Annotated in this window: 23 protein-coding genes; 11 read left to right on the top strand and 12 right to left on the bottom strand. The window is 67.7% G+C overall.

Annotated features, from left to right (window positions below):
* Positions 1-6: 6 nt before the first annotated feature.
* On the top strand, positions 7-690 hold the full coding sequence (locus GR168_RS19910; RefSeq protein ID WP_159371517.1) for a GAF and ANTAR domain-containing protein: 684 nt from the start codon (positions 7-9) through the stop codon (positions 688-690).
* 7 nt (positions 691-697) lie between these two features.
* On the opposite strand, the gene GR168_RS19905 is transcribed toward GR168_RS19910, so the two are convergent.
* Entirely contained in the window at positions 698-1144 is a 447-nt protein-coding gene (locus GR168_RS19905) for an STAS domain-containing protein (protein WP_137809467.1), read from the bottom strand.
* Positions 1145-1590: 446 nt separating this feature from the next.
* Between GR168_RS19905 and GR168_RS19900 the strand changes: the two genes are divergently transcribed.
* Entirely contained in the window at positions 1591-2466 is an 876-nt protein-coding gene (locus GR168_RS19900; RefSeq protein WP_159371516.1) for an RNA polymerase sigma factor SigF, read from the top strand.
* On the opposite strand, the gene GR168_RS19895 is transcribed toward GR168_RS19900, so the two are convergent.
* Together GR168_RS19895 and GR168_RS19890 are read right to left on the bottom strand one after the other, a co-directional pair.
* On the bottom strand, positions 2456-3634 hold the full coding sequence (locus tag GR168_RS19895; RefSeq protein ID WP_159371515.1) for a zinc-dependent alcohol dehydrogenase: 1179 nt from the start codon (positions 3632-3634) through the stop codon (positions 2456-2458). The two genes, GR168_RS19900 and GR168_RS19895, sit on opposite strands and share 11 nt — an antisense overlap.
* Before the next feature lie 3 nt (positions 3635-3637).
* Positions 3638-4087 carry a hypothetical protein gene (locus GR168_RS19890; protein WP_065632499.1) on the bottom strand — a complete coding sequence of 150 codons (450 nt, stop codon included), beginning with the start codon at positions 4085-4087 and terminating at the stop codon, positions 3638-3640.
* A gap of 324 nt (positions 4088-4411) precedes the next feature.
* Between GR168_RS19890 and GR168_RS19885 the strand changes: the two genes are divergently transcribed.
* Positions 4412-4837, top strand: a complete 426-nt coding sequence (locus tag GR168_RS19885; protein WP_065632598.1) for an anti-sigma factor — start codon at positions 4412-4414, stop codon at positions 4835-4837.
* Here the strand turns inward: GR168_RS19885 and GR168_RS19880 are convergent.
* The 5 genes from GR168_RS19880 to GR168_RS19860 form a co-directional block, all read right to left on the bottom strand.
* Positions 4809-5669 carry a galactosyltransferase-related protein gene (locus GR168_RS19880; RefSeq protein WP_159371514.1) on the bottom strand — a complete coding sequence of 287 codons (861 nt, stop codon included), beginning with the start codon at positions 5667-5669 and terminating at the stop codon, positions 4809-4811. The two genes, GR168_RS19885 and GR168_RS19880, sit on opposite strands and share 29 nt — an antisense overlap.
* On the bottom strand, positions 5666-6646 hold the full coding sequence (locus tag GR168_RS19875) for a hypothetical protein (protein ID WP_065632500.1): 981 nt from the start codon (positions 6644-6646) through the stop codon (positions 5666-5668). Before GR168_RS19875 ends, GR168_RS19880 begins: the two co-directional genes overlap by 4 nt.
* Entirely contained in the window at positions 6643-7749 is a 1107-nt protein-coding gene (locus tag GR168_RS19870) for a glycosyltransferase family 4 protein (RefSeq protein WP_159371513.1), read from the bottom strand. The genes GR168_RS19875 and GR168_RS19870 overlap by 4 nt, the downstream gene beginning before the upstream one ends.
* Positions 7742-8860 (bottom strand): glycosyltransferase, encoded by a 1119-nt coding sequence (locus GR168_RS19865; protein WP_068970833.1) that lies wholly within the window; start codon positions 8858-8860, stop codon positions 7742-7744. Before GR168_RS19865 ends, GR168_RS19870 begins: the two co-directional genes overlap by 8 nt.
* Positions 8861-9114: 254 nt before the next feature.
* Positions 9115-9783 (bottom strand): PAS and ANTAR domain-containing protein, encoded by a 669-nt coding sequence (locus GR168_RS19860; RefSeq protein WP_159371512.1) that lies wholly within the window; start codon positions 9781-9783, stop codon positions 9115-9117.
* A gap of 229 nt (positions 9784-10012) precedes the next feature.
* Here GR168_RS19860 and GR168_RS19855 point away from each other — a divergent pair, with 229 nt between their 5' ends.
* Together GR168_RS19855 and GR168_RS19850 are read left to right on the top strand one after the other, a co-directional pair.
* Positions 10013-10261, top strand: a complete 249-nt coding sequence (locus GR168_RS19855) for a hypothetical protein (RefSeq protein WP_065632504.1) — start codon at positions 10013-10015, stop codon at positions 10259-10261.
* Between the two features lie 64 nt (positions 10262-10325).
* The gene (locus GR168_RS19850; RefSeq protein WP_137809460.1) at positions 10326-11186 is read left to right on the top strand and encodes an SDR family oxidoreductase; all 861 of its coding nucleotides are present in this window, start codon (positions 10326-10328) and stop codon (positions 11184-11186) included.
* Between the two features lie 9 nt (positions 11187-11195).
* On the opposite strand, the gene GR168_RS19845 is transcribed toward GR168_RS19850, so the two are convergent.
* Complete coding sequence (locus GR168_RS19845) at positions 11196-12482, bottom strand: lipase family protein (RefSeq protein ID WP_159371511.1); 1287 nt, start codon at positions 12480-12482, stop codon at positions 11196-11198.
* Between the two features lie 90 nt (positions 12483-12572).
* Here GR168_RS19845 and GR168_RS19840 point away from each other — a divergent pair, with 90 nt between their 5' ends.
* From GR168_RS19840 to thpD, 4 genes are all read left to right on the top strand, one after another.
* Positions 12573-13247 carry an FCD domain-containing protein gene (locus tag GR168_RS19840; RefSeq protein ID WP_159371510.1) on the top strand — a complete coding sequence of 225 codons (675 nt, stop codon included), beginning with the start codon at positions 12573-12575 and terminating at the stop codon, positions 13245-13247.
* Positions 13244-14431 (top strand): MFS transporter, encoded by a 1188-nt coding sequence (locus tag GR168_RS19835; protein ID WP_159371509.1) that lies wholly within the window; start codon positions 13244-13246, stop codon positions 14429-14431. Before GR168_RS19840 ends, GR168_RS19835 begins: the two co-directional genes overlap by 4 nt.
* Before the next feature lie 74 nt (positions 14432-14505).
* Complete coding sequence (gene hpnE / locus GR168_RS19830; protein ID WP_065632508.1) at positions 14506-15855, top strand: hydroxysqualene dehydroxylase HpnE; 1350 nt, start codon at positions 14506-14508, stop codon at positions 15853-15855.
* 235 nt (positions 15856-16090) lie between these two features.
* A complete protein-coding gene (gene thpD / locus GR168_RS19825; RefSeq protein ID WP_159371508.1) occupies positions 16091-17026 on the top strand; it encodes an ectoine hydroxylase in 936 nt (311 codons plus the stop codon).
* A 210-nt stretch (positions 17027-17236) separates the two neighbouring features.
* Here the strand turns inward: thpD and GR168_RS19820 are convergent, their stop codons facing one another.
* From GR168_RS19820 to GR168_RS19810, 3 genes are read right to left on the bottom strand one after another with little or no spacing between them, the layout of a single operon-like run.
* On the bottom strand, positions 17237-18376 hold the full coding sequence (locus GR168_RS19820) for a CoA transferase (RefSeq protein ID WP_065632510.1): 1140 nt from the start codon (positions 18374-18376) through the stop codon (positions 17237-17239).
* Between the two features lie 42 nt (positions 18377-18418).
* Positions 18419-19423, bottom strand: coding sequence for a MaoC family dehydratase (locus GR168_RS19815; protein ID WP_065632511.1), 1005 nt, complete (start codon positions 19421-19423; stop codon positions 18419-18421).
* Positions 19420-20292: a CoA ester lyase gene (locus GR168_RS19810; protein WP_065632512.1), complete on the bottom strand. Its 873-nt coding sequence runs from the start codon at positions 20290-20292 to the stop codon at positions 19420-19422. Before GR168_RS19810 ends, GR168_RS19815 begins: the two co-directional genes overlap by 4 nt.
* Before the next feature lie 116 nt (positions 20293-20408).
* On the opposite strand from GR168_RS19810, the gene GR168_RS19805 reads away from it, so the two are divergent.
* Both GR168_RS19805 and GR168_RS19800 read left to right on the top strand, forming a co-directional pair.
* On the top strand, positions 20409-21560 hold the full coding sequence (locus GR168_RS19805) for an acyl-CoA dehydrogenase family protein (protein WP_065632513.1): 1152 nt from the start codon (positions 20409-20411) through the stop codon (positions 21558-21560).
* 35 nt (positions 21561-21595) lie between these two features.
* Positions 21596-22351 carry a GntR family transcriptional regulator gene (locus tag GR168_RS19800; protein ID WP_159371507.1) on the top strand — a complete coding sequence of 252 codons (756 nt, stop codon included), beginning with the start codon at positions 21596-21598 and terminating at the stop codon, positions 22349-22351.
* Positions 22352-22546: the final 195 nt, after the last annotated feature.

Here is a 22546-nt window from a genome sequence, read left to right as displayed (position 1 = left end):
TCGACCATGACCGATCCGGCTGACGATGACGTTCACCGCAAGATCGCGGATCTGGCGCGTGAACTCCACGGCGACGACTCCGACGAGCAGGTTGCGAAGACGATCGTCGAGAACGCGCTGGTCGACATCCCCGGAGTCGCGTACGCCGGCCTCACCGTCGCAATCGACCGAAAATCGATCGCGTCGTTCGGGTCCACGCACGACGTTGCCGACGTACACGACCGTATTCAAGCGGAACTCGGTGAGGGACCGTGCATCTCGGCAGCGCTCGCCGATCGCATCGTCCGAGTCGACGACCTCGAGAACGAGCAGCGCTGGCCCGAATACCGCCGCCGCGCGCTCGTCGAGACGCCGATTCGTTCCGTCCTGTCGTTCCAGCTCTTCGCCGACACCACGGCGATCGGGGCGTTGAACCTCTACGCCGACGAGCCGTTCGCCTTCGACCTTCACGCCGAGGACATCGGGGTGGTCTTCGCGACGCATGCCGCCCTCGCGTGGAACAAGGTGAAGAAGGACAAGCAGTTCCACAGCGCCCTGGCCAACCGGGACGTCATCGGTCAGGCCAAGGGCATGCTGATGGAACGGTTCGACATCGACGCGGTGGCCGCCTTCGACCTGCTGAAGCGCCTGTCGCAGGACTCGAACACCAAGCTGGTCGACATCGCGCGGCAGATCACGACAGCACGGTGATCAGAGCTCACTCGGTGACAGTGAACTCCACCGTGCTCGGCCCGACCTGATCCTGGGTCAGAGCGCGTCCCGCGTCCTCGATGGACTCGAAAGTCTTGACATACGGCGCCATTCCGCAGAGTTCGAGGGGGCGGGTCACCGCGCGGCCACCCACGACCACCACTGGGACGAATCGGCGACCGGCGTCGTCGATGAACGAACGCAGTAGCACCAACCCGACGGTTCCGAAGAAGTTCAGGCCCGAGAAGTCGAGGACGATGCCGTCGACGGGGCCGCTGATCACGCGGTCGAGAGCGGCGGCGAAGTCGGCCGCCGAGTCGCGGTCGACGCTGCCGGAGAAGCCTTGCACGCAATACGATTTCGGGGAGACCAACTGGTGGGAATGGGCCTTCGGCGCGGACTCCGCAGTGGGATCGAACGCCGAACGAAAGATGGTTGAAGAGGTGAGAGCCATGATGTTCTCAATTCAGTCAAGTGCGTCTGGCCACGACCGTCACTTCTGGATCGGAAGCCTTGGTGCTGCACCGAATCGGCGTCAGTACCCCAAGTTCACGATCACCCGGTCAGAGGGATTGAGCGTGATGGTGGAAAGCGAGAAGGCCCTGGGCGCCCAACGCTCTAGAACGCAGCTTCTACCTGAACCGCATCTCTTACCCTACGTTGCACAAGAGCGACCTACAAGGTTGTGTCCACTTCGGCGGTTTCTATGCGGTGTGTTCCTGCCAAGCGACGCCCTGACCAGCCGAGGGCCGCCGTGGCTGGACGCCGCCGGGCGACCGTGGTTGGGTGGACTCGGATATGCGTCGAACCCGTGCGCACATCGGTCCTGCTTCTTGTTCTGGATGCGGCACGAGGTCTGCGCATCGATCCTCGAGCTGTCTTCGAAGTCTGGTGGTGAGAATGGCGTCGGGTGACCGGGGCGATCACGACGATTACAGTGACGTCCTTCCTTCTCTTCGGGAGATGCACGAGGAGAAGGACGACGATCGTCGTGCCAGGCTGCGGGAGGACGTCATCGCGAGGTGCCTGCCCCTGGCAGACCATGTCGCCAGGCGTTTCTCGGAGCGCGGTGAACCCATCGACGACCTGCGTCAAGTGGCGCGGATCGGTCTCATGCATGCCGTCGACCGTTTCGACGTCGAACGCGGCAACAACTTCCTCGCCTTCGCAGTTCCGACCGTGATGGGCGAGGTGAAGCGCTACTTCCGTGACAGCACCTGGTCCATCCGCGTGCCACGCCGAGCCCAGGAGGCCTCGCTCAGCATCGCGAAGGCCAGCGAGGAGTTGCTGCAGACCCTCGGACGGTCGCCGCGCCCGAGTGAGATCGCGCAGCACCTCGGTCTACCGGTCAGTGAGGTGATCGAGGGCATGGTCGCGCGCTCGGCCTACACCGCGAGCTCGATCGATGCCGAAGCCGGTTCCTCGACCGACGGTTGGACGCTGGCCGACACTCTCGGTGACGAGGATTCGCGACTGGAACTCGTCGAAGAGTTCGTCACGCTGCAGCCGGCACTCGAGCGGCTGACCGAGCGTGAACGCACGATCCTCACCCTGCGGTTCTTCAAATCGATGTCGCAGAGTGAGATCGCGCGTCAGGTCGGGATCTCCCAGATGCATGTGTCGCGCCTGCTCACACGGATCCTCGAGACGCTGCGGTCCGAGGTCGTCGTCGACGAGGACGACTCCGGGGACGAGAACGGCGGCGCTGGATCGCAGGCCGACGGCGAGCGTGCCGCGACGAAGGGCCGCGGCACTCCACGCGGGTTCACGGCTTGAGAATCACCTTGACCATTCCGTCGTCCTTCTTCTGGAATGTCTCGTAGGCCTTCGGTGCCTCGCTGAGCGGTAGTTCGTGGGTGGCGAAGGTGTCGACGCCCAAGGGGTCGTCGTCGGTCAGCAGCGGCATGATGTCGTCGACCCAGCGCTTCACGTTCGCCTGACCCATGTGCAGCCGGATCTGCTTGTCGAACATGGTCAGCATCGGCAGCGGGTCGGCCGCGCCGCCGTAGACCCCGGAGAGCGAGATCGTGCCGCCGCGTTTGACGATGTCGATCGCTGAGTAGAGCGCGCCCAGCCGATCGGTACCCACCTCCGACATCGCCTTGCGGGCGACGGCGTCCGGCAGCAGGCCGACGACGCTCTGCAGCGCCTTGTTGACCGGCGACCCGTGGGCCTCCATCCCGACAGCGTCGATGACCGAATCGGTACCCAGTCCCCCGGTCAGGTCGCGGATGGCGTCGCCGACGTTGTCGACCGCGTCGAAGTTCACGGTCTCGATGCCGCGGGCCTCCGCCCGGGCGAGTCGCTCGGGCACGCGGTCGACACCGATGACCCGCGCTCCCTGGTGCGCGGCGATGCGGGCAGCCATGTCGCCGATGGGGCCGAGGCCCAGCACCGTGACGGTTCCGCCCTGGGGGATCTCGGCGTAGGCGACGGCCTGCCAGGCCGTCGGCAACACGTCCGAGAGATAGACGTACCGCGAGTCGGGCTTCTCCAGCGGCACCTTGATGTGGGTGAACTGGGCCTGCGGCACCCGGAGGTACTCGGCCTGCCCACCGGGCACGGAGCCGTAGAGCTGGGAATACCCGAACAGCGCGGCGCCCATCCCTTGCTCGGTGACGCGGGTCGTCTCACACTGCGTCATGAGGCCCTCGTTGCAGAAAAGGCAAGAGCCGCAGGAGATCTGGAAGGGGATGACCACACGGTCGCCGACCCGCAGGTCGCCGGTGTCGCTGCCCACCTCCTCGACAATCCCCATCGGCTCGTGCCCGAGGATGTCGCCCGCCTGCATGAACGGACCGAGAACCTCGTAGAGGTGGAGGTCCGACCCGCAGATGTTGGTCGAGGTGACCTTGATGATGGCGTCGGTCGGTTCGATGATCTTCGGGTCGGGCACCGTCTCGACCGAGACGTTTCGCTTGCCCTGCCAGGTCACTGCACGCATTCTCTAGGCCTTTCCGTTGTCGGCTCGACGTTCTTCGCGAATCTCCGCGAGGCGGTCGTCTCGTCCTCGTTCACTCTTTCCGGCGTGTTCCACCGGGAAGTCGTGGAACCGCTCCTCGTAGCGTTCGGCTTCCTCGGCGGTGGTCTCGGGCTGGATCGGATCCTGATGGGCACGATCACCGTCGCGGGCCGCGCGACGTCGCAACAGGACGCGGCTGCCGATCAGCAGTCCGATCGCGAGCAGACCCATGACAACGGCGCCCACCGCCAGCCATACCGTGCCGTCGCGGTCACTCGCACCGGCGGCGATGGCGAGTCCGGCGAGCACCAACATGAGTCCGAGGCAGACGAAGCCGAGCAGGCCGACGGCCTTCAGTCCTCGCGACTTTCGTGCCGGGCGCCGCGCGATGGCCTCACGCGACGCGACTTCTCGTTCGGGTGTCAGATCTGGCATGGTTCACTCCCTGCGCTGTCTGGTAGTGGCTCGGTGGCCGGTGTGCTCGACACCGGCCTCGGTGCGGAGGGTTTACCGCGAGCGGCCGGCGATGAAACGTCGCCTCGCCGCGCCCGCGTCGGTCATGGGACGGATGGAGACGTGAATCTCATCGAGTCATGATCTGGGTAAACGCTCTGCTAACGTGTCGACACGTGCTCGGGGGGGTACGTTCAGCGCGGCAAGGTCCTCCGGCCGCGGTTTGGAACACGGAATCACGGGGCACTCATGACCAGACCAGCCGAGATCGGCACCACCAATCAACGGGCGAAGAAGACTCATTTGATGACCGATTCCGACGCGACGTCCCAGCTATCGATCGACGGCGGTACGCCGACGGTCCTGCGGGTTCCGGCCGCCACCGATCGTCTCGCGCTGGTGCGCGCTCTGGTCGAGACCGCGCTGTACATCGACGACTGGGCGCTCGACGACGTCATCGACGCCAAGGTCGCCGTGGACGAGATCTGCTCGCAGATCATCTCCGCCGCCGCGGACGACTCGTCGATCGAACTCACCCTGCACATGTCGTCGCAGGGCGTGATCGGCGAGATCCGGGGCGAACTCGTACCGGACGTGACCCTGAAGCAGTCGACCTTTGGATGGCGAATCGTGCAGACCGTCACCGACACCCACACGATCTCCTACGACGAACCGCGCCCGGGTGCCGCCTCCCGCGGCGTCGTCATCGGGTTCTCGAAGTTCCGTCGCTGACCCGGAGCCACTCGTCGCCTGCGGTGTCGTAGGCGACCAGGCCGCGGTCGGCGAACGCGCGCAGCCACCCCTCCATGGGCCAGGTGCCCCATCGCCGGTGGAACACTCGTGCGTTGCGGAGGATGTCCGCGAGGTGTTCGACCGGCGGGTTCGAGACCGGATGGTGCTGGTGGTAGGCGTGCGCGCCGCCGACCCAGGCGATGCGAAACCCGTTGTCGCGCGCGGACATCGCGAAGTCCGTGTCCTCGCCGCCGTAACCGCGGTAGCCGGGGTGGAAGCCGCCGAGGGCGAGCCAGTCGGTGGCCCGGACGGCGAACGACAGCGACCAGAAGAGCATCAGCGCCGATGAGAGTTGTGTCTGCCCGGTTCCCGGTGACGGACGCGCAGGGTGTGGATCGGTGAACCGGGCGAGCTCGCGCGCATCGAAGGTCGGCTGGTCGCAGGGGAGGTAGGTGACCGGGCCGCAGTAGAGGACTTTGAGGTCCGGTGTGGCCGTGCAGGAGCGGAGGTAGCGCTCGAGCATGTCCGGGCCGGGGATGCAGTCGACGTCGAGGAACACCAAGAGCGAGGCCCCCGCGGTCATGGCGGCCGTGGCGCCGGCGTTCCGGGCATCGGCGAGTTGCAGCGTGTCCGGGTCGTCGTTGGCGAACCGGATGACCTCCACCGGGTGACCGTCGGTGACAGATGTGATGTCGGGGTCGTCCATGGCCACCACGAAATGCAGGTCGGGCCGCCGGGTCGAATGGGCGAACGCCTCGAGTTGTCGTCGAAGGTGGCGGTGCCGCCCCGACACGATCGTGATGACGGCGACCACCTCGGGGACGCCGGTCATCGGTGCGCGACCGCCTCGATCGCCCGCGCCGCACGTTCGGCGGCGCCGGCGGTGTGCCACCGCGACCACTCCGGCGACGAACTCCCGGCGGTGTCGAGGATCGAGCGCCAGCGTTCGGTGGACGGCCATGACGACGTGACGAGGGCGAGTTCGGAGCGTGCGAGGGTGTTGCCGGTTGCCCGTTGTTCGGCGAAGGGTCGGTCCTCGGGGATGACCACCGCCGGGCGCCCGGCCGCGGCGGCGTCGGCCACGCTTCCCTGACCCGCGCCGATGACGGTCACCCGCGCACTGCACAGGAAGGGCCACGGGTCGTCGACCCAGGTGCCGAAGGCGGGTCCGAGTCCGACGACGGTGTGCTCCGGGAGCTCCTCGCCGAGTGTGGTCGCCGGATGCGGGGCACCCGGTACCCCGCCCGCGCCGGTGACGACGAGGATGTCGGCGGCGAAGGTGGGGTGGGACACGGGGAGTCGTCCGTCGAACCGCGAGATACCGCCGGTGAAGACTGTTTTCGGCAGATGCTCCCGGAGCCAGTCCGGTTGATACAGCTCGGCGGGCCAGGGCGCGATGATCGCATCGGCCGCCCGGTAGGCGAGCTGATGCGGCAGATCGTCGCGAACGCCGGGCTGCGCCGTCACGATCACCGGCACGCCCATCAGCCGGAGAAAGAGGGTGACTTCCACCGATACGTCGACGACGACGGCGGCCGGTCGGCGCGTCTCGACGAACTCGGCCAGCTGCGCCATGCGTGTGCGTAGTCCGCCGTCGTGCCGTGGTGCCCAGTGCAGCAGGCCGCCGGCGTCGACGTCCCGCGGCTGCGGGTCGGAGTCGTCGCGCTCGAGCGTGATCACCTCGCCGAACACCGGGGCGGTCAGCGATGCGCTGGTCAGCGCGACGACGTCGGTGCCGATGTGGCCGGCGACGGCGGTGGCCCGGGAACAGTGTCCGCGGCCCTGATGGTGGACGTAGTAACCGATCACACCCCGACCTCCGGGCGGAGCGAGGAGTCGGCCAACGGCCGCCCGGCGACCAGATCGGCGTAGAGGTCGAGGTACCGATCGATCATCGCGATGTCCGAGCAGTGGTCCTCCGCGCGCCGACGCACGAGGCCCCGGTCGAGGGTGAGCGCATCGTCCACCGCGAGTGCCAGCGCGTCGATGTCGCCCGGCGGCACGAGGACTCCGGCGTGCTCGCCGACGATCTCGGGGATGCCGCCACGGGCGAAGCACGCCACCGGGGTGCCGCAGGCGAGTGATTCGGCGACGACGAGACCATAGGGCTCGTCCCACACCGGGGTCACCAGGGTGGCACCGCAGGAGCCGACCAGCCGCGCCAGGTCGTGCTGGTGGAGGTGTCCCTCGTAGTGGACGAGCCCGCCCAGCGACGGGGCGATCTGTTGCTCGAAATACCTTGTGTCGCTGATGGGTCCGGCCAACCGGAGTCGACGGCCCGCGCGCTGGGCGGCCTCGATCGCGAGGTGGGCGCCCTTCTCCGGTACGAACCGGCCGAACCACACCAGGTCGTCTCCGCCGGGGCCGGCGGGCCAGCGGTCCAACTGAACCCCGTTGTGCACCACCGGGATCTCGCCGAGCACATGCGACCAGGACTGTGCCGTGTGTCGACTGACGGCGACACAACGCGTATCGGGCGCAAGGGTCAGGGCCGACTCGAGCCACGGCGTCGGCGGGGTGTGCAGCGTGGTGACCATCGGGGTCTCGACGGCCGGACCCATGGCGACCGGGAGGTAGTGCAGGCTGTGATTGTGGATCACGTCGTAGTCGCCGGGGTTGTTCGTGAACGACAGCATGAGCGACAGGTACGCGTGATGATCCTGCAGTGCTTCGAGTTGGGGCATCGACACATCCGAGCGTGCGGCCGCGGAGGGCTCGAACAATTCGCCGCGCAGGCGATCCGAGTCGACCGGTAGATCGCTGCCCGCGCCCGCGAACAGCGTGACCTCGTGACCGGCGAGGGTGAGGGCGCGAGTGAGATGCCAGACGTGGGCCTCGAGTCCGCCCGCGAACGGCTGCGCGATCGGGTAGCGGCTCGACGCGACGATGGCGATCCTCAACGTGTCACGCATCCAGAGCCCTGGTGTAGAGGGCGGCGTGCTGCTCGGCGAGCGACTCGCGCTGCGCGCGCCGGTCGGGCCACGAGGCCGCCGCGGGACGAGCCGAATATGCCTGTGCCAGAGCAGAAACGAGTGAGTCCGGATCGAAGGTGTCCTCGGTGAACTCGAAGGACAGGCAGTCCTGCTGCTCGCGGTAGAAGCCGCAGCTCGGCGCGATCACGGTGGTTCCGAGATCGTGGCAGGCCTCGAGCCACCCGGAGTGGGTACCGAATCGGTACGGCAGTACCGACACGTCCACGCTCCGCAAGTAATCCCACAGCTGATCGTCGGAGAAGTACTCGTGCACGAGTACGCGCGCATACGGATGCCGGGAGAGTGCCAGCGCCGTGGTGCCGAAGTCCGGGTTGTACGCGTGCTTCCCGGGGACGAACACCTCGTCGTGGAGGTTGATCTGAACCGTCATGTCCGGGTAGTCCGCGGCCGCCTCGAGCAGGGTCATGATCACCGGCAGCGGATCCATGTTGGCGCGAATGCTCTTGGCGTGCACCCCCACCACGAAGTCGTCGGCGTGCGGCGCGCGCGGACCGAATCGGCCGGGCGGCACGACATGCGGGTGAGGCAGCACGGTCGCCTTGCGCTGCCAGCGGCGCGCGATCTCCCGGGAGACGCCGGGGGTCAGGGTGATGACCTCATCCGCCGCCGGTACGAGGATGTCCAGGACCTCCTCGTGGCGTCCCGGTTCGGGGTGATGCGGATTGCGCAGATCGTGCAGCGTGTACACGAGTGGTTTGCCGTGGGTGCGCAGCTCATCGATCACCTTCGACATCACGGCCGGCTCGACGGCGTCGAACCCGAAGTGGAGATGGAAGACGTCGAACTCGTTGTGGTTGCGGGCGATCCACGCGGGATCGAGCATCAGCGGGGGCCACCAGCCGCCCGGCACCTTGGCGCCGTCGGCCGGCACCGGGTCGGGCAGGCGTACGACCGAGACCGGGCCGGTGTCGAGCCCGCTGACCGTACCGTTCAGCGGCGACAGGTGGCGGACGTACACGTGGGAGTGCGGCACCGACGCGACGCGCACGCGGGTCGCACCGCCCCTCCGCGAACCGAGGCCCGCCGACATCGTCGACAGACCTCGTGTCGTGTTCGACCCCGTTGTCTCGAGGGTTGCTGTTCCGCCTGGCTGCGCACTGCTCACTGCCACATCCGTTCACTAGGGTCGCAACGGCTGTGTTCTCAACCGGGCCTGCACGATCGCGGCTTCGGCGAGCCGCAGATGACTGCCGGTTTCCGGCACCTATCTCGTGCCGGTGCGGATACCCCGGAACGTCGGCGGTGAAACCGCCCGTGGAGGCGATGAACGGTGGTGCGTCGGTGCTACTTCGAGGACGAGGCGTTCTCGTTGTCGGAGCGGTGTGCGTTGAGCAGCAGATGGTCGAACGACTGCCGGACCGGGTCCGGTAGCACCACGTACCGGTGGACGCCGGTGACGATCGACCGCGCGAGCTCGTTCACCTTGACGTTGGCCGTCTGCGAACGCCAGCGCATGACCTCGAACGCGCGATCGGCGCTCACGCCGTAGGCCAGCGAGATCATGCCCTTGGCCTGCTCGATGACGCCCTGGTGCTCGCGGAATCGCGCGACGTGCTCGTCGACGCGGTCCTTGACGGCCTTCTCCTCGATTGCCGTCAGATCGAGATAGAACCCCTCGGCGCCGATCACGGCGCCGGATTCGTCGGTGAGTTGCTGCGACACCACCGCGACGTGGCGGACCTCACCTCTGGTGTCGACGATGCGATGGCGGCTCGAGAACGGGATCCGGCGGTCGAGCATCGTCGCGAGCAGCTCTTCGAACGACTGCCGGTCGTCCGGGTGCTTGTGCCCCGCGATCAGCTCGGTCGTCGGAGTGACCTCACCGGGCCGGTAACCATGCATCTCGGCGACCTCGTCGGACCACTCCCATTCCTGGGTGTCGAAGAGGAACCGGAAGCTGCCGACGTGACTGATACGGGACTCGCCGGCGGTGTGATCGTTGGCGTCTGTCACCCTCACCCCTACAAACCACAAATCAACAGGAATGCCAGCGGTCTCGGGCGAAAGATGAGCTTACCTGGCTGGCGCATCCGACGGGAATCGACCCGGTGCGTGTCCCCGGAGTCGGACTCGCGGAGATCGTTTCGGTGGCGTGTCGGCCGGGTATGTGCGGTACCCCGGGCCGGCGGTGAGACCCCGACCCCGACCGACACCGATCTCGGCTACGGCCAGGAGGACGAGAATGAGTACCGACAACGTGGGCGACAGTGCGACAGCGGCATCTGAGGGCATCAACCCCGATCTGACGTCGACAGCCGGTTTCGAGGATCTCGACGAGGACCGACTCGGTCAGGACCCGCTCGAGGAGGGGATGGACCCGCCCGAGGACTGGTCGGCCAGTGATCGGACCGGCACGACCGCCCGGGAACAGCGGGAAGGGGAGTCCCTCGACGAGAAACTCGACCAGGAGATCCCCGACCAGAACCCCTGACGACGTCCGCTCCTCGGTCCGCGCCGATGTTTCCGCACGCTTCTCAGCGGGCACCATCTCGATCATGAGCGACCAGAACCCCGAGCACGAACCGAAGACGATCTCCTACCCCGGTGAGACCGACGAGATGGGCGAACGTCCCCGGGACGAGATGCGTGACTATCGCGGCCGCGATCTGCTGGCCGGCAAGACCGCCCTCATCACGGGCGGCGACTCGGGTATCGGCCGTGCGGTCGCGGTCGCCTTCGCCAAGGAGGGCGCCGATGTCGCCATCGCCTACCTGGAGGAAGACAACGACGCCCGCCACACGGTCGAGCTCATCGAGGCCGAAGGACGGCAGGCCCGCGCGTACCGCGGCGACCTCGCCGACCCGGCGCACTGCGCCGACATCGTGAAGCGGACCGTCGACGAACTCGGCGCATTGGACATTCTGGTGAACAACGTCGCCTACCAGGAGATCGTGGACGACTTTCTGGAGCTGACGCCGGAGCAGTGGCGGCGCACCTTCGACGTCAACATCGACAGCTTCTTCCACACCACGCGAGCGGCGGTGCCGCACCTGACCGGCGGCGGCGTCATCATCAACACGTCGTCGATCAACGGTCTGCGCGGCAACGACAGCCTCATCGATTATTCGGCGACCAAGGGCGCGGTGCTGGCCCTGACCTACTCCTTGGCGCAGGCGCTGATGGAGCGGAAGATCCGCGTGAACTGCGTGGCGCCGGGACCGGTCTGGACGCCGCTGATCCCGGCGACGATGCCGGCCGAGGCGGTCAAGGACTTCGGCACCCAGGCGCCGATGGGACGGGCGGCCCAGCCCGACGAGATCGCGCCGTCGTACGTGTTCTTCGCGGCCGAGCAGCTCTCGTCCTACTACACCGGCGAGGTGCTGGCCCCGATCGGTGGCGAGACGCTGCCGGGGTAGGCCGTCGGGTCAGGGCACCGGAAGCGGTGCCAGGCTGTTCCCGCGCGGGAGCGAACCGCAGTTGCTCTGAGTCGGGGCACCCGCGAACCGCTCGGTGAGGTACTGCAGTGCCAGCGGTTCGAACGGGAGGAACGCCTCCTGATGGGTCAGGCCGTTGAGCTGCCGGTAGGTGATGTCCACCCCGCGTGAGCAGTACTCGTTCGCCAGGCCGATCACGTCACCGGTGATCATCAGGGTGTCCCCGATCGCGTTGTAGTGGCCCACCGCGAGAAGCATCTTCGTCGACGGGGTGCCCGACCGTCCCATGATGTTGTCGTTGATCGCCCGCACGACCTGCGGCACGTCGAGCAGTCCGGTGTACGGCGGCTTGACCATGTCCGCGCTGGTGAGTCCCGGATACTTCGACGCGAACTCCGAGATGCACTCGTCGCTGACGTCCTGGGCGACCTGCCGGCCGCGGGCCGAGAGGAACGTCGAGGTGTCGAGCCGGTAGGTCCGCTGGTAGGCGACCACGAGCGCCGGGATGACACCCGCCCACTTCGCACTGCCGTTGATGTAGGGCAGGTTGTGCGCGAGATCCACCGGCAGCCCGCCCGCGGCGGCGCCGACGATGTTCAGTTCGGGCGCGTAGCGCGGCGCGACCTCGGCGCCGAACTGCGTGGGGATCGACCCGCCGGAATATCCGACGAGGCCGACCGGGGTCGACCGCGGCAGCTCCAGGAACGACTGTGCGGCGCGGACGCCGTCGAGTGCGGCATAGCCCGACTGCCGGCCGATGGTCCACTGCAGCTTCTCGCCCTCGTAGTCCGGCACCACGACGGTGTACCCGGCGGCGAGATAGCCTGCGATGACGCCCTGTTCGGCGGTTGCGGTGCCGTTGGTGTAACCCCCGCTGAGCGTGTACGACGGATCGCACTGAGACCCGAGCGCGTCGTAGGCCATGTGGTACGAGACCAGGCGCGTCGGGCCCGGGATCAGCGGTCGCAGCACGGTCGCGACCGTCACCACGCTCTCGCCGAACTGGTCGGTGGTGCGATAGAGCACCTGCGAGCCAGTGATCGGGGTGGACATCGTGGGTGTCTGGAACCGCATGGGACGGCTGCGGAGCACCGCTCCGGGAGCCACGCCCGACAGTGAGGCGTTGTAACGGTAGAACGGGTCGGCCGACGGCAGTGGCGAGCCCGGCCCGGGTGCGGCCTGGGCGGGGGGCGTGCCCGCGAACACGCCGAGCAGCACGCCGACGACCACACCGATGACACCCACGCGCAGCCAACTCGTGCGCACCCCGAACGACATGGCTCATCTAAGCATCGAACGGGCCGTCCCGTCCGGGAAAGGCATGCTGCCGGTCGGGTCGCTCAAACATGGGATGTTAGGTTGTTTGGCGTGTCCGGACCCATCAACCCGCCCCAGCGAACGAGCGAACTCGTGGTGCAGCGCATGCAGGAGTTGATCGCAGCCGGTACCTGGCCCCTGGGCGAGCGGATTCCTGCTGAGCCCGAGCTCGTGGCGCAGTTCGGCGTCGGGCGCAACACGATCCGGGAGGCCGCGCGCGCACTGGAACACGCGGGCATGCTCGAGCCCCGGCGGGGCGACGGCACGTATGTGCGCGGCCGGAGCCCACTCGCCGGTGCGATCGCGCGGACCTCCGCGCCGTCGGAGCTCCGCGATCTGCTCGAAGTGCGACGTGCACTGGAGAGCGAGGCCTCGGCCGGTGCGGCCGCCCGGGGCGACGCCGCCGACGTCGAACGCCTCCGGCTGTTGCTGGCGCGCACCGAGGACGCGATGGCCGACGGTGATCTGGATCGATACACCGAGGCGGACATCGCATTCCACGCCGAGCTCGTCGTCGCGTCCCGCAACGCGCTGCTCATCGCGATGTACGACGGAATCGCCGAAGCGATCGCCCGTACTCATCCGTCGGTCTTGCGACGTCCGCTGGCCGAGCAGTCGCACCCGCGCGGTCATCGAGATGTCGTCGACGCGATCGAGCGCGGCGACGCCGACGCGGCGCGCGCGGCGGTGTATGCCTACGTCGACTTCACCGAGGTGTCGGGATGAGTGCGCAGGCTCTGTCCACGCGCGACAAGTCCGCCGTCGGGGTCATCGTCACCGCGGTCGGAGTGATGTTGGTCGCCGCGAACCTGCGACCGGCCGTGGTGGCCGTCGGACCGCTCATCGGGGTGATCTCCGACGACGCCGGCTTCAGCAGCGCCGTCGCCGGTCTGCTGACCGCGCTGCCGGTGCTGTTCTTCGGGATCTCGGCGCCGGTGGCTCCCCGTCTGGCCAACCGGTTCGGCATCGAACGGGTCATCTTCGGGGCCCTGCTCGTCTTGATCGTCGGCATCCTCGTCCGGCTCATCCCGTCGCCGGCCGCCCTGTTCGGGGGTTCGGCGGTCATCGGCGCCGCCATCGGCACCTGCAACGTCGTGCTCCCGGCGCTGATCAAACGCGACTTCGCGCACCGCTCCGGGCTCATGACCGGCCTCTATTCGATGACTCTCTCCGGCGGGGCGGCGGTCGCGTCCGGGGTGAGCGTGCCGATCAACGACGCACTCGGCGGGGACTGGCGGCTGGCGTTGGCCGCGTGGTCGCTGCTCGCGCTGGTCGCCGTGGTCGTCTGGATTCCGCAGCTGCCGCTGGTTCACCGGGTGACCTCGGCGGCGCCGACATCGTCGTTGCTGACGAACCCGATCGCGTGGGCGATCACGGTCTTCATGGGCACGCAGTCGCTGATCTTCTACACGTTCGTGGCCTGGCTGCCGCAGTACCTCGTCGACGCCGGCATGTCGCCGTTGCGGGCGGGTGCGGTCCTGGCGTCGGCGCAGGTGGTCGCCCTGATCATGTCGCTGGTCGCGCCGATCGTCGCCGGCCGCTTCGCCGGTCAGCGGGTGGTGACCCTGTCGGTGATCGCGGTCTGCGCCGTCGGCTTCGTGGGTCTGCTGAGCACTGATGTCTGGCCGGGATTCTGGGCGGCCTGTGTGATGGTCGGGCCCGGTTCGTCGATCAGTCTGGCCCTTCTCTTCATGGTGCTGCGCAGCTCGGGATCCGAACAGACGGGCCAGGTGTCCGGGATGGCGCAGTGCGTCGGCTACCTGGCGGCGGCGGCCGGCCCGATCATCATCGGCGCCATCCATGACGTCACCGGCTCGTGGACTCTGGCCATGGCGGTGCTCGGTCTCGTGCTGGTGCCCCAGGCGCTCTCCGTCCTCGGCGCCGCCAAGGACGTCAAGATGACCGGTTGACGAGGTCTGCGCCGGGACCCGGACAATTCGTCGCACAGTCGGTATCGGTCAGCCCTGACCGCTAATCTGTCGCCATGCATTGTGTGGTCGTGGGTGGGGGACTGGCCGGACTGGCGTCGGCGGTCTGGCTGTCGGAGGCGGGGCAACGCGTCACCCTGCTCGAACGGCGGGGTTCACTCGGCGGACGCACCATCTCGATGCCGCTGCACGCCGTCGACGACGTGCCCGACAACGGGCAGCACGTCTTCGCCAGCGGGTACGAGCACCTTATGCGCTATCTGGACAGCGTCGGTACGCGGGAGCACGTGGCCTTCCCGGGTCACATGACGGTGCGAATGCCCGGTGGGGCGACGCGCCGATCGGCGTTCACCGGCCTGCCCGGACTGCGGGCCGCGCTCGGCGACCTGCCCGGGGTGACCGGCCTCGACCGGTTGCGCACGGCGCGTGCGCAGATGAGGTTGATACGGCAGGCATTTCGGCAACCCGACTGGCTCGACGAGGTCACCGCCGACGAGTGGTTCCGTCGCATCGGACTGCCGCAGTCGGCCCGGGATGCGTTGTGGGACGGCATCGTCATCGGCCTCACCGGCGACAAGCCCGACATCTCCTCGGCCAAGGTCCCGGCCGATCTGCTCGTCACGGGAGCCCGCCGGGCGCGCGAGACGCGTACGCCGATCTCGATCGGGTATCCCACCGTCGATCTCGACACGTTGTTCATCGACGGCGCCGAGAAGCGCTTCGCCGACGCCGGTGTGGAGGTCCGACACCGGGCGGTGGTCTCGTCGATCGACGTCACCGACGGGACGGTGAGCGGGGTGACGCTGGCCGACGGCGAGAAGATCGCAGCCGATGCCGTCATCTGCGCGGTACCGGTGTGGAGCGTGAAGGGTCTGCTCGACCAGGTGCCCGGGCACGAGCGGATCTATCGCGCCGTCGAGAACCTGACCCCGGTGCCCATCGTCAGTGTGAACCTCTATCTCGACCGCTCGATCGGGATGACCGACTGGGGCGAGATCCTCTACGGCGGTGAGGGAGTGCTCGAACAGGTCTGGGACCGCCAGCGCATGCACGGGCGCGAACCACGCGACAACTACTTCTACTCGACGACGGTGTCGGCGTCCTACGATCTGATCTCGAAGACGAACGCCGAGATCACCGAGATCCAGATGGACATGCTGCGCCGCTACTTCCCGCAGGCGGCGAACGCGCAGGTGGTCCACAGCCACGTGGTCCGGATGCCGAAATCGACCTTCGCGCAACGACCCGGGACCGCCGGCCTCCGCCCAGACCAGCGCACCGAGGTCGACGGCCTCGCCCTCGCCGGTGACTGGACCCGCACCGACTGGACCACGACGATGGAGGGCGCGTGTCAGAGCGCGGCGCGGGCCGTCGACATCATCCTGGAGTTCGCCCGGCTCGGTTGAGTCGAGGACTTTCTCCGCGGCGCATACCAGCATGGTTGCGGGGGTTTGTCGTCCCTGGCAGGGTGCACATATACGGCCGTTTCCCGAAGGGCGTGCAGAACTCCGCGCCGCGGACGCCGTACCTCGCGACGCGTCGTCGTGCGACGGTCGCGCACAACACAATCACCTTGCCTGCCGCCGGGGCAGAACTGCTCCGCGAGCGGCCCGCCGGATGAGGGAAAGGATCGTTGCGATCGTGGTAACTCACACAGCAGCCAGAACTCCAGAAGCCGCCGATGTCTCGCCCGGCGCGCAGTCGACGAGCACACCCGTCGACGTCTACCGCACCCGGCTCGCGCAGCGCAGCCAGATCGAACCGCGCCCACACAACACCGTGTGGGGGAGCATGGGAAACCCGGGCCCGCTGTCCGCGCCCGAACTCCGGCACTATGCCGATCGCGGATACCACACGGAGACAAACATTCTCTCGGACGCCGACATCGCCGACTGCCTACGCGAGGTGGAGTCCATCACCGAGCGGCTCGGCGACGACGATCGGGTGATCCGCGAATCATCGAGCGGGCAGGTGCGATCGCTGTTCGCGGTGCATCAGCTCAGTGACGTCATCGCCGAGATATGTTCGCGTGAAACGATTGCCGGGGTGGCCCGGCAGATCCTCGACGACGACGTCACGATCCACCAGAGCCGCATCAACCTGAAACCCGGGTTCGCGGGCGGTCCGTTCTACTGGCACTCGGACTTCGAGACGTGGCACGCCGAGGACGGCATGCCCGCCCCACGTGCGCTGAGCGTCTCGCTGGCCTTGACGCCGAACCACACCACCAACGGTCCGCTGATGATCATCCCGGGATCACACCGCCGGTTCGTCAGCTGCGTGGGCGAGACACCTGATGACTACCACCGGGAATCGCTGACGTCGTATCGGCCGCCATTCGGGACACCGGAGGAGGAGGATGTCGCGAGCCTCGCCGACGAACTGGGCATCGACACGATCACCGGCCCCGCCGGGTCCGCACTGTATTTCGACTCGAACTGCATGCACGCGTCCGGCAGGAACATCACGCCCTTCCCGCGCAGCAATCTGTTCGTCGTCTTCAACGCGAAATCGAACGCCCTCCAGGCGCCGTTCGGCGGGACCGAGCCACGCCCGGATCATCTGGCGCACAGGTGAGTTCGTCGTCCCCTGCTCCCTGAGGTGCGAGCGGCACGGCCCTGCTCCTTAACCCGAGAGAACGACCTGCCCCCTGCTCCCTGAGGAGCGCCCGGAGCTTGCGGAGGGCGCGTCACGAAGGGTCCCGTAACGTGTCTCGCCAGACCCTTCGTGACGCTCGCAAGCTCGCTCCTCAGCTCAGGGAGCGGAGGGGTCACAGGTGAACGACCTTCAGAACCCCGTCGACGAGCCCAGGTCCGGGGCCGGCCCGGCGAAGTAGTGCTCACCGTCGAAAATGGCCGGCAGGCCGGCGGCCAGGTAGGTGCCGATGCCGGGCTGCTCCAGCTCGGTGAAGAGCGGATTGCGCTGCAGAACACCTGATTCGACGACCTCGTCAAAAGTCCGGTAACGCTCCCAGAGCACGGAGGTCTGCGCCAGCGCGGCCTCGACCTCGACAGACGTGTGTCGCGCGAACCACGCCGCGAACAGCGGTGTGAGGACACCGCGGTGAATGTACCGGTCGTCCTCCCTGACGAAGTCCGCTCCCAGCGCCCGTTCGACGGCCGCGACCGCCTCGCCGGTCCCGGTCATCTCGACCAGCCCGCGGAAATGCCGCGGGGTCAGGGCGACGAGCATGAAGCGAGAGTCATCCGCGGTGACGAAATCGGTTCCGTAGGTGCCGTATACGTCGTTCCCGGTGGCCGGTCGGGTGTCGCCACTCAGCTGCGGTTCGGTGAGATAGCCGAGCGTCCCGGCGATGGCGAGAGCGGTGTCCTCCAGGGGCAGGGTGATCTGCGCCCCCATCCCGTTCTGGTCGCGGCGCCGGACGGCGGCCGTGATCGCCAGTGCGGCATAGAGGCCGCACGCGACATCCCACGCCGGCAGTACGTGATTGACGACGCCGGCGTAGTCGGTGGGGCCGGTGATCGACGGGAATCCGAGTGCCGCGTTGACTGTGTAGTCGACTCCGGGAGTGCCGTCGGTCCGGCCGAGCAGTTCCAGGGTGATGACGTCGGAGCGCCGCGCCGACAGCGTCTCGTGACTCATCCACGACCGTCCGCCCGCGTTGGTGACCAGGATTCCGCCGCCCGGCCCGCTGTCGATGACAAGATCCTGGATCATTCGCTGTCCCTGGGGGTCACGGAAGTCGACGGTGACGGACTTCTTGCCGCGGTTGAGCCCGGTCCAGTAGATCGAGTTGCCGTCATCGGTGACCGGCCAGCGGTTGATGTCGGCGGCCCCGCCGATTGGGTCGACCCGGATCACCTCGGCGCCGAGCTGCGACAGGGTCAGGCCGCACAGGGGTGAGGCGACGAAGCTCGACACCTCCACGACGCGGAGGCCTTCGAGCGGACGGGGATGCGAGCTCATGCGCGGAAACTCCTGGAGTGGAATGGGGGATTCGGCAGACGATCAGGCCATCAGGACGCGGAAACGCCAGTCGAGGACCTCGCGATCGGAGTCGTCGCCGTGTGCGACGACGGTGGAGCGCAGGCGCAGGACGCCGCCGGCGGCGAGCGGCGTCGCCTCCTCGACGAGGATCGTCGAACTGAGGGTGTCGCCCTCGTGCACCGGTCCGGTGTGGTCGCACGAATCCCAGCCGGTCACCGTCACCAGGTTCGGCAGCGCCCGGTTCGCCTGCGCGAGGGCCAGTCCGATGGTGTGCCCGCCGTAGACCAGCCGACCGCCGGCGGCCGCACCGGCCACCCGCTCGTCGTGGTGGGTGGCTGCGATGTTCAGCGAGAGCCGGGCGAGTTCGGGTGCGCTGGACACCACGTCGGCGCTGGAGGAGAAGGCGCGTCCGGCAAACTCGGATGAGAAATGTTGTCCGCGTGCGGATTCGCGATAGGTGTCGAGGTCCCATTCGGGGATGAACGGTTGCGCATCGTCTCCCGGTCCGATGGTGCTCAGGTCGTCAGCGTGCACGGTCCGCCCGGGATCGGCGTCGGGTGACAACGGCAGCATCGCGCACCGGTAGAAGTCGAGGACGGTGACGCCGGTCTGATCGGTGGTGACCATGTGGAGCGCGGCGAGCCCGGTCGGCGCACGTCCTGGCTTCGGTGTGTTCTCGCGCAGCCCGACCACTTCGGTGACGGTCGTCAACGTGTCGCCGATCCGGGGGTGGCTCAGGAACCGCAGGCCGCGGTAGAAGAGGTTCGCCTTCACGTGGTGGGTGGCCAGCGTGGATTGACCGATCGCGACGTCGGTGACCAGGCCGGGATGGGCGAGGACGCCACCCACCACGCGATCCGAGAGATGGGCGTCGAGCGAGAGTCGAAGGCGGTCACCGAGAATCGCTTGGTGCGTCGCGGCGAGACCGGATGTCAACGTGAGCGACGGCGCGTCGTCGAACAACTGTCCATGGGACAGTTCGTCGAAGAACGGGCCGCCCACGGCGACCGGCTCGGACGCGCTCATTCGGACGCAGCCTTGGCGAGGACGCGCCGCGCGGAGACGGCGAGCGCCTCGTCGAGCATTCGGCCGTCGAGCTCGGCCGCACCGGCACCCGCGGCGGCTGCCTGCTCGAGTGCGTCGAGCACCCGTCGTGCGTCCTCCACGGCGGCGGCGTCCGGGGTGAAGATGTCGATGGCGGACTGCAGTTGAGCCGGATGGATCACCCAGGTGCCGTCGAAGCCGAGGTCGCGGACCCAGCGCTTGGCGTCGCGGAAGGTGTCGTCGTCGGCGATCGTCAGATGCGGTCCGTCGATGACGTCCACGCCGGCCGCGCGCGCGGCGAGCAACACCGAGTCCTGGACGACGTGCCACGTCCGCATCGGCAGGTCGGGGCTGCGTCCCAATGATGCGGCGAGATCGGCGTAACCGATGAGGACGGCATCGAGCCGGTTTGTGGCCGCGCAGATGGCGCCGGCGTCACGGATGCCGCGCGGTGATTCGAGCAACGCCTGCAGGCGGACCGACGCTCGGCCGAGCTGCTCGTCGGCCGACCGGAGGTCGGCGGGCGAGTCGGCCTTCGGCAGCACCACCGACGTCAGGTTCGGCATCTGGGCGCAGGCGGCGAGATCGGCGCCGGCCCAAGGCGTGTCGATCGCGTTGATGCGCAACGAGATCGCGCGGTCGGCGCCGAACTCGGCGACCAGGTCGGCGGCCGCTGCGCGTGCGGAGTCCTTGTTCGCCGGGGTCACCGCGTCCTCGAGGTCGAGCACGACCTCATCGGCGATCGAAGCCAGCGCCTTGCGGGCCTTGCGGTCGTCGGAGGCGGGCGCGACCAGGACGGCTCGTCTTCTCTGCACGGTTGCTCCAGGGGTCGAGATCAAATGTGCGGCCATATGTGATGCGGTTCCGGTTGTATCAGACCGCGCCGAGCTTTGGGAAGTGTTGACAGGTCCGACGGGGATCGACAAAATGGCCGTACAAATCCGCCGTAGATCGTAGGGGCACCGTCATGAGCTCACTTTCCGCCGAAGAGGCATTCCTGGTCGACACTGTGCGGTCCTTCGTCGACCGCGAGGTGAAGCCGTCGGTCCAGGAGGTCGAGCATGCCAACGAATATCCCGAGAAGTGGATCGAGCAGATGAAGCAGATCGGCATCTACGGGCTGGCGGTGCCCGAGGAGTTCGGCGGTTCGCCGGTGTCGATGCCGTGCTATGCGCAGGTCACCCAGGAACTCGCGCGCGGCTGGATGAGTCTGGCCGGCGCGATGGGTGGGCACACGGTTGTCGCGAAGTTGTTGACGCTGTTCGGCACCGACGAGCAGAAGCTCGAGTACCTGCCGCGGATGGCGACCGGTGAACTGCGCGCCACCATGGCGCTCACCGAACCGGGCGGCGGGTCGGATCTGCAGGCGATGTCGACCGTGGCGAAGACCGATGGCGACGAGCTGGTCATCAACGGTGCGAAGACCTGGATCAGCAACGCCCGGCGTTCCGGGCTGATCGCGCTGATGTGCAAGACCGATCCCGGCGCGCAGCCGCGCCACAAGGGCATCTCGATCGTGCTCGTCGAACACGGACCCGGGCTGACCGTGTCACGCGACCTGCCCAAGCTCGGCTACAAGGGTGTCGAGAGCTGCGAGCTGTCCTTCGACGGTTACCGCATCCCGCAGACGGCGATCCTGGGCGAGGTGCCCGGCAAGGGATTCGGTCAGATGATGAAGGGCTTGGAGACCGGTCGAATCCAGGTCGCCTGCCGAGCGCTGGGCGTCGCGACCGCGGCACTCGAGGACTCGCTCGCCTACGCGCAGCAGCGGGAATCCTTCGGACAGCCGATCTGGAAGCATCAGTCGATCGGCAACTATCTCGCCGACATGGCGACCAAGCTCACCGCAGCGCGCCAGCTGACCTGGCACGCGGCCGAACAGTACGACCGGGGTGAGCGCTGCGACATGGAGGCGGGGATGGCCAAGCTCTACGCCTCCGAGGTGGCGATGGAAATCGCCCTGAACGCCGTCCGCATCCACGGTGGTTACGGGTACTCCACCGAGTTCGACGTCGAGCGATACTTCCGGGACGCGCCCCTGATGATCGTCGGCGAGGGCACCAACGAGATCCAACGCAATGTCATTGCGGCGCAACTCGTGTCGCGCGGCGGGATCTGAGCGGCACGCCGTCGCCCGGCGGGAGAGTGGGTTCCATGCGCGAGTCCGAGCAGTCCGCACCTGCGTACAAGACGCTGGCCGCGGAACTGCGCGCGCGGATCGTCGCGGGCAGATACGCCGGCGGTGCGCGGCTGCCGACCGAATCCGAGCTCTCCCAGGAGTACGGGCTCAGCCGGCAGACCGTCCGCCGCGCGTTCCTCGAACTCGTGACCGAGGGCTCGGTGTACCGCGTGCCCGGCCGGGGAACATTCGCGACCGAGACCGCGGGTCAGTACCTGCGCCAGCTGGGTTCGATCGAGGACCTCATGAACCTGTCGACGGACACCGAGATGCAGGTGATCGAATCACCCTCGCGCCGCGTGGATCTCGAGGCGGCCGGTCGCCTGAGACTGGACACCGACGTGGTGTACCGCATCGTCTTCCAGCGATTCCACGACGGTGTCCCGTTCGCGGTGACCACCGTGTGGTGGCCGGAGTCGGTCGCACGCCTCGTGATCGACGCCCCGGAAGTCGAGACCGGAGCGCGGAGTGATCACACGATGATCGGCCTGCTGGAACCTCATCTCCTGCACCCGATCGAGGAGTGTGCGCAGTCGATCACCGCCACCATCGCCGATGCCGAGACCGCCGCACGGCTCGGATGCCCGGTGGGGCACACGGTGCTCCGGGTGGACCGGTTGTACACCGATTCACGCGGCCGGGCAGTCGAACTCGCGGTCAGCCACTTCCTTCCCGAGCACTACACGTATCGGGTGACGCTCCGTCGCACCGCCGACCCGCGGCCGGAGTGAGCCGGCGCCCTCTGCTCCCTGGCGAGCGCGACCCCCTGCTCCCTATCCGAAAGAACGACATAGCCATTGCTCCCTGAGGTGCGAGGAGCGCAAGCGACGAGCCACGAAGGGCTTGGCGATGGATCTCACCAGGACCCTTCGTGACGGCCTGCGCAAGCTCCGGCCTCCTCAGGGAGCAGTTGGTGGCTCGCTTCG

Source organism: Gordonia sp. JH63, from assembly GCF_009856645.1.
Taxonomy (GTDB): domain Bacteria; phylum Actinomycetota; class Actinomycetes; order Mycobacteriales; family Mycobacteriaceae; genus Gordonia; species Gordonia hongkongensis.
Note: the sequence above shows the minus strand (reverse complement) of the source record. Positions and strands in the feature narration are given on the sequence as shown.